The sequence below is a fragment of the Lentzea chajnantorensis genome, assembly GCF_054300775.1.
Window position 1 is genome coordinate 5,584,242 of sequence record NZ_JBSDZT010000002.1, and the last position, 6,924, is coordinate 5,591,165.

Consider the following 6,924-nt stretch of genomic DNA (forward strand, 5'->3'; position numbering starts at 1 on the left):
GCGGCGCGGGGCCCCGGCCACTACCCGGTCCTGCGGGTGGTCGCCGCGGCCGACGCCGACCGGCCTCCGCTGCTCAGCGAGCTTCGCCACCGTCGAGGCCGTCGCCGCCGAGGACACCGCGCCGGACGACTTCCAGGGGCTCGGGTCCGACCAGCTCCAGGCCCGGCTCATCGAGGTGATCGGGGCGCAGATCGCCGGCGAGATGCGGCTGCCGGCGGCCTCGCTCGACGTGCGCAGGTCGTTGGTGGAGCAGGGGCTCGACTCGGTGATGACGATCGTCGTGCGCAAGCGGCTGGAGAAGCGGTTCGGCCACAAGCTGCCGTCCACGCTGCTGTGGCACCAGCCCAGTGTCACCGCGATCGCCGACCACCTGGCAGAGCACCTCGGAGCCGGCTAGCCCGTAGGACGGAACAGCAAGGGGGTGTCCGGAGCACAGTCCGGACACCCCCTTTCGGCGCGCCGAAAGCCATCGGCGCACACGACAGCGGGCCGGCTCCCGGAGGAGCCGGCCCGCTGGGGTCGAACCGTCAGAAGCTGGGTGCCGAGGTGGGTGCCTTGAGCGTGCCCAGGTACGGGTGCCAGAGGTGGTCGGGGTTCGCCTCGACGGCGGCGACCACCTCCTTCATCGCCTTGAGCGCCTTGGGTTCCTCGCCGTCGTACACGTCGCCCTGCAACATCTTGAGCACGTCCACGCGGTACCGGTGGTCCTGCACGAACGCGGTGAACAGCACGTTGAGCCGGTAGTAGATGGAGATGAACTCGTACCAGTACTTCACCGCCCGCCGCAGCTTCGACTCATAGGTGCCGAAGCGCTCCTTCTCGTACGAGCCGGCGGCGTGCGCGGCGATGATGTCCTGGGCCGCGATCCGCGCGCTGTTGAGCGCCACGCTCACACCGCTGGAGAAGATCGGGTCGACGAACCGGGCCGCGTCACCGATCAGCACGAACCGGTCGCCGCAGATCTTCTCCATCGCGTAGCTGTAGTCGCCCTCGACCTTGAACGGGCGCAGCCGCTGCGAGTTCTTCAGCGCGTCGGCCAGCTCGGGGCGGCTTCCCACGAAGTCCCAGAAGAACTCCTCGCGGTCGCCGGAGGCTCTCGCGGAAGCGCTTCTTCTGGGTCACCACCCCGATGGACGTGATGGTGTCGGTGATCGGGATCTGCCACACCCAGGTGTCCTTGATGGGCAGGAAGTGCACGAAGATGTGGTCCACCTGCGACGCGTCCCCCGCCAGCGCACCGCGGTCGAGGCCCTCGAACCAGGTGTGCACCGCGTACTGGTCGAACACCGGGTCGCTGACCTTCACCTTGAGCTGCTTGCCCAGCAGCGTCGAGCGGCCGGAGGCGTCGACCACCATGCGCGCGGTGAACGGGACGTCGCGCGGGCCGACGCGGCAGGTCAGGCGCACCTCCGACGGAGAGGAGAAGTCGACGTCGCGCACGCGGACGCCGTTGAAGACCGTGGCGCCCTGCTCCTGGGCGTGCTTGAGCAGGATCGCGTCGAAGCGGCCGCGGTCGACGTGGAAGGTGTAGTCGCGGTCCACACCGGGCTGGTTGCGCTCCACGAACTGGATGTCCGCGGTCCAGCCGTGGCTCAGGCCGCTGTAGCCCATCTTCGGGATGTCGCGCGACTCCGCGGACGTCCAGGACGCCCCGTACTTCTTCGGGAACCCGGCCTCGTCGACCTTCTCCAGCGCGCCGATCTCGGCCAGCACCGGTGTGGTGGCGGGGACCAGGGACTCGCCGACGTGTTCGCGCGGGAAGGTCTCGCCCTCGAACACGACCACGTTCAGGCCGGCCCTGGCCAGGTAGGACGCCATCGTCGAGCCGGCCGGGCCGCCGCCGATGATCGCGACGTCGTAGTCGGTGCTCATGCGCGCACCCCCTGCTCCTCGTGCAGCATCGCGGCGATGGTGCTGATGTCCGCGAAGTGCCGCGCGTCGATCTTGGTCAGCGGCACCTGCACGGCGAACTCGTCGCGGATGAACGCCATCAGCACGGCGATGCGCAGCGAGTCGAGGACGCCCGACTCGATCAGCGGCGTGGCCGCCGTCAGCTCCACGTCGTCGGAGTCCGACAGGAACTCCCGTCGCACGAAGGCGAGCAGTGCGGAGACGTATTCTTCCTCGGTCATCGGTTCTCACTCTCGTCGAGCAGGGCCAGTTCTTCGTCGGACATCCGGTCGATCTCGGCCCGCACCTGCTCCTCGACCACGGCGGCGAGGTCGGCGACCGTGCCGCCTTCGAAGACCGCGCGCATCGGCACGGTCACCTCGAACTCGGACTGGATCGTCGCGATCAGCCGGATCGCGAGGATCGAGTTGCCGCCGATCGAGAAGAAGTGGCTGTGCGCGCCGACCGGGACGCCGAGCAGCGCGGTGAACACCTCGGCAACCCGTTCCTCGACGACACCGCGCGGTGCGACCAGGGTCTCGGCGGCGGGGCCGGGCGCGGGCAGTGCGGCGCGGTCGAGCTTTCCGTTGGCGTTCAGGGGGAACGCCGGGAGCGCGGTGAACGTGGCGGGCACCATGTAGGCGGGCAGCTTCCCGGCGCACCACCCGCCGAAGCTCCACGTCACCGGCCACCGGCACGTAGTACGCGGTCAGCACGCCGTCCCCGGCGACCACGACCGCGTCGCGCACGCCGGGGTGCTCGGTGAGCACCGCGGTGACCTCGCCCAGCTCCACCCGGTAGCCGCGGATCTTCACCTGCTGGTCGCGCCGGCCGACGAAGTCGACGGCGCCGCCGGGCAGCAGCCGCACGAGGTCGCCGGTGCGGTAGAACCGCGCTCCTGGCGGACCGAAGGGATCGGGCAGGAAGCGCTCCGCGGTGAGGTCCGGCCGGTTCGCGTAGCCGCGGGCCACGCCGGCGCCGCCGACGAACAGCTCCCCCACCACGCCGACCGGCACCGGCTCCAACCGGGTGTCGAGCACGTGCATCGTGACGCCGGGCAGCGGTGTCCCGATCGGCACCGAGTCGCCGAGCGGCGAGCGCACCGGGTGGGTGCACGTGCCGACCGAGGTCTCGGTGGGGCCGTACTCGTTGACCAGGTCGACCAGGCCGTCCCACTGCGCGGCGAGCCGGGGCGGGAGCGCCTCGCCCGCCACGACGACCACGTCGGCGAGCCCTGCGCGCTGCGCGGGCTCCAGCTGCTGGGTGAGCACGTCGAGGTGGCCGGGTGTGAGCTTGAGGAACCCGAACGGTGCCGCGGCCAGCAGCCGCGCGCCGAGTTCGGTGAGGTCGAGGTCCTGGGGCAGCAGGTGCGTCGGGTGCCCGGCCAGCAGCGGCGCCCACACGTTGGGCACGACCAGGTCGAACGCGACCGACGAGAACACCGGCGCGCCACCGGTTGCGGCGAGCTCGCCGACCGCCCAGCGGACGTGGTTCGCGAGGCCGCGGTGCGGCACCTGCACGCCCTTGGGCCGCCCGGTCGAGCCGGAGGTGTAGATGACGTAAGCCAGCGCGTCCAGGTCCGTCGAACGCGGCAACGGGCTCGCGTCGCCGTCGTGGACGTCGGGCCGCAGGCCGTCGAAGCCGTCGCGGTGGGTGATCAGGACGTCGGCGCCGGCGTCGGCCAGCACGTACCGGACGCGGTCGGCCGGGAAGTCCGGGTCGAGCGGCACGTACGCACCGCCCGCCTTCCACACCGCCAGGAACGCCGCCGGCAGGTCCGCGCCGCGGTCCAGCAGCACGCCGACGACCGACTCCGGTCCGACGCCCGCGTCCCTCAGCCGCCGGGCCAGGCGGTTGGCGTGCGCGTCGAGCTCGCGGAACGTGACGGTCGCGCCGGCCACGACCAGCGCGGTCGCGTCGGGGGTCGCCGCGGCCTGCCGCTCGAACCCGTCGAGGACCGACGACGTGACCGGCTCGACCGGGTTGCCGCTCCACGACAGCACGTCGCGGCGTTCGTCCGCGGGCAGCAGGTCCGCGGTGCCGAGCAGCGTCTCGCCCGTGACGGACGCCAGCAGCTGCCCGAAGTGCCGTGCCATCCGCTCGACGGTCGACCGGTCGAACAACGAGGTCGCGTACTCCAGCATCCCCGTCATCGAGCCGTCGGACTGCTTGCGCAGGTAGAGCGTGAGGTCGGTCTTGGCGACCTGGGAGGCTTCGAGCAGGGTGGCCAGCTCGGCGTCGTCGGAAGGGGCGCCGGTCAGCTCGTCGCCGTGGAAGTCGAACGCCACCTGGTAGAGCGGCGTGCGGGACAGGTCCCGTTCCGGGGCGAGTGCGGCGACGAGCCGTTCGAACGGCAGCTCCTGGTGCGCGAACGCCTGCTTGCACGTGTTGCGCACGGAGTCGAGGGCCTGTTCGAAGGTCAGGTCGCCGTCCAGGCGGCAGCGCAGCACGATGCTGTTGAGGAAGAACCCGACGACGTTCTCGATCTCGGGGCGGTCGCGGCCGGCGACGGGGCTGCCGACGACCACGTCCCACTGGGCGGTGTAGCGGGCGAGCAGCGTGGCGTAGGCGGTGAGCAGCACCATGAACGGGGTCGCGTCGCTGCGCCTGCCGAGCTCCTCCAGCTGCCGCGAGACCGCGGCCGGGACGGTGAAGCCGACGACCGCGCCACGGGCGTCGCGCGCGGCGGGCCGCGGGTGGTCGGTGCGCAACGCCAGCGGCGTGGCACCCGCCAGCTCCTCGCCCCAGTGCGCCAGCTCGCGGGCGAGGACCTCCTCGGTGAGGCGGTCCCGTTGCCACACCGCGTAGTCCGCGTACTGGACGTCCGGTGTGGACGGTGTGCGGCCGGCCAGGACCTCGTGGAACTCCCGTTCCAGCACCGCGGAGGACCAGCCGTCGCAGACGATGTGGTGCATCAGCACGACGAGCCGTCCCGCCGCCGGGAACAGCAGCGCTCGCACGACGGGGCCGGTGGCGAGGTCGAAGCCGCGCCGGGCGTCCTCGTCGAGGACGGCCGCGATCCGGTCGGCCGGGACGTCGAGCACGCGCAGCTCCACCGGCCGCGGCGGGTCGACGACCTGGCGTGGTTCGTCGTCCTCGACGACGAACCGGGTGCGCAGCGACTCGTGCCGTGCGATCAGGGCGTCCAGTGCGGTGCGCACGGCGGTTTCACCGGCGTCGGTGCGCAGGAACAGCCCGGAGACCCACTCGCGTGCGGCGGGGTGGATCCGGTCGAGCAGCCACAACCGCTGCTGGCCGAACGACAGCGGCAGCGCGCCGTCGCGCGGCACCGGGCGCACCGGTACCGCGGACGCCGGCCGCGGGTCGATCAGCCGGGCCTGCGCGGCCACGGTGGTGGAGGTGAGCAGCGCGGCCAGCGGGACGTCCACACCGGTGGCCGCGCGCAGCCTGTTGCCGAGCCTGGTCAGCTGCAGCGAGGAGCCGCCGAGCCGGAAGAAGTCGTCGTGCGCGCCGACCTGCTCGACGCCCAGCAGCTCACGCCACACCCCGGCGACCAGCTCCTCGGCCTCGGTGCTCACGGCGGGTACGGCGGTGCCGGGCGCGGGCAGGGCGGTGCGGTCGACCTTGCCGCTGGACGTGCGCGGGAAGTCGTCGAGCTCGACGAACGCGGCGGGCACGTGGGTCTCGGGCAGCCGGGCGGCGAGGTAGGCGGCCAGGTCGACCGCTGAGCCCAGCCGCGCGTAGGCGGCGAGCCGGGTGGCACCGCTGGCCGCGGTGTAGGGCGCGACGACGGCCTCGCGCACGTCGGGGTGGGCGTTGAGGACGGCTTCGACCTCGCCGGGCTCGATCCGCACGCCGTTGACCTTGACCTGGTGGTCGAGTCGGCCGAGGTGCTCCAGGGTGCCGTCCGCGCGCCGGCGGACGCGGTCGCCGCTGCGGTACCACCGGGTGCCGCCGGGACCCGGGACGAACCGCTCCGCGGTCAGCGCGGGGTCGGCGAGGTATCCCTGGGCGACGCCTGGTCCGCCGATGAGCAGCTCGCCGTCCTCGGCGATCTCCACGCGCATGTCGTCGATCGGTGTGCCGATCGGAACCGGGCCGGACCGCTGCAGGTCGTCGAACCGGTGCGCGGTCACGTCGATGGCCGCCTCGGTCGGCCCGTAGGTGTTCCAGACCGTGACGGGGCAGTTCTCCGCCACCCGCAGGAACCGCTGCACGAGCTCGGCGTGAAGCTGCTCGCCGCCGGAGGAGAGGACGCGCAACGTCGTGCAACGGTCCCACCCCGGCTCCTCGACCAGCGCGCGCAGCATCGAGGGCACCACCTGCAGCACCGTGATCCCGTGGTCGGCGACCGCGCGCACGATGGCGGCGGGGTCCCGTTCCGCCCCAGGCGGTGCCAGCACGACGGTCGCTCCGCTGATCAGCGGTGCCCAGACCTCCCAGCCCGCCGCGTCGAACGTGAGCGCGGTCTTCTGCAGCACCCGGTCCCCGGCCGCGAGACCGTGGGTGCGGGTCAGCCACCGCAGCTGGTTGCCGATGCCGGCGAGCGTGACGACCACGCCCTTCGGGGTGCCGGTGGAACCGGAGGTGTGGAGCACGTACGCCGGGTGGTCGCCGCTGAGGGGCACGTCCGGTGCGGCCGGGTCCTGGTCGTGCAGCACGGTCAGGTCGGGGTCGAGCACGACGTCCGCTGCCACGTCCGAGACGACCAGGCGGGGCTGCGCGGCCGCGAGCACCGCCGCGTTCCGCTCGGCCGGGTGGGCGGGGTCCAGCGGCGTGTAAGCCGCGCCCGCCTTCCACACCGCGAGCAGCGCGACGACGAGGCGCACGCCTCGGGGCAGCCGCACAGCGACGAGGTCACCGGGCCGGACACCGTTGGCGCGCAACAGGTTCGCGAGCTGGTTGGCCGACCGGTCCAGCGCGCGGTAGGTGATCCGGCGGGTGCCTTCGACGAGCGCTACCGCGTCCGGTTCGCCGGCCGCCCGCCGCGCGATCCATGCGTGGGGCACGCTGTTCATTCGTCTCTCCACTGTGTGCGCGTTGGGACGGTTGCCGTCCCGAAACTCCCGCCGG

At 72.5% G+C, this 6,924-nt stretch carries 5 protein-coding genes and 1 pseudogene; 1 reads left to right on the forward strand and 5 read right to left on the reverse strand.

Annotated elements, in window-relative coordinates:
* Positions 1–202 precede the first annotated feature (202 nt).
* Positions 203–397: an acyl carrier protein gene (locus tag ACVDFE_RS27445; RefSeq protein ID WP_458434406.1), complete on the forward strand. Its 195-nt coding sequence runs from the start codon at positions 203–205 to the stop codon at positions 395–397.
* A gap of 130 nt (positions 398–527) precedes the next feature.
* Here ACVDFE_RS27445 and ACVDFE_RS27450 read toward each other — a convergent pair whose 3' ends face one another.
* From ACVDFE_RS27450 to ACVDFE_RS27470, 5 genes and pseudogenes are all read right to left on the reverse strand, one after another.
* Positions 528–971 (reverse strand): tryptophan 7-halogenase, encoded by a 444-nt coding sequence (locus ACVDFE_RS27450; protein ID WP_458434407.1) that lies wholly within the window; start codon positions 969–971, stop codon positions 528–530.
* The gene (locus ACVDFE_RS27455; protein ID WP_458432391.1) at positions 931–1,872 is read right to left on the reverse strand and encodes an NAD(P)/FAD-dependent oxidoreductase; all 942 of its coding nucleotides are present in this window, start codon (positions 1,870–1,872) and stop codon (positions 931–933) included. Before ACVDFE_RS27455 ends, ACVDFE_RS27450 begins: the two co-directional genes overlap by 41 nt.
* Positions 1,869–2,132 (reverse strand): phosphopantetheine-binding protein, encoded by a 264-nt coding sequence (locus tag ACVDFE_RS27460; RefSeq protein ID WP_360383744.1) that lies wholly within the window; start codon positions 2,130–2,132, stop codon positions 1,869–1,871. The genes ACVDFE_RS27455 and ACVDFE_RS27460 overlap by 4 nt, the downstream gene beginning before the upstream one ends.
* Entirely contained in the window at positions 2,129–2,527 is a 399-nt protein-coding gene (locus tag ACVDFE_RS27465; protein WP_458434408.1) for a phosphopantetheine-binding protein, read from the reverse strand. The genes ACVDFE_RS27460 and ACVDFE_RS27465 overlap by 4 nt, the downstream gene beginning before the upstream one ends.
* A 154-nt stretch (positions 2,528–2,681) precedes the next feature.
* A pseudogene (locus ACVDFE_RS27470) lies at positions 2,682–6,869 on the reverse strand (amino acid adenylation domain-containing protein); the annotation flags it as partial.
* Between the last annotated feature and the right edge of the window lie 55 nt (positions 6,870–6,924).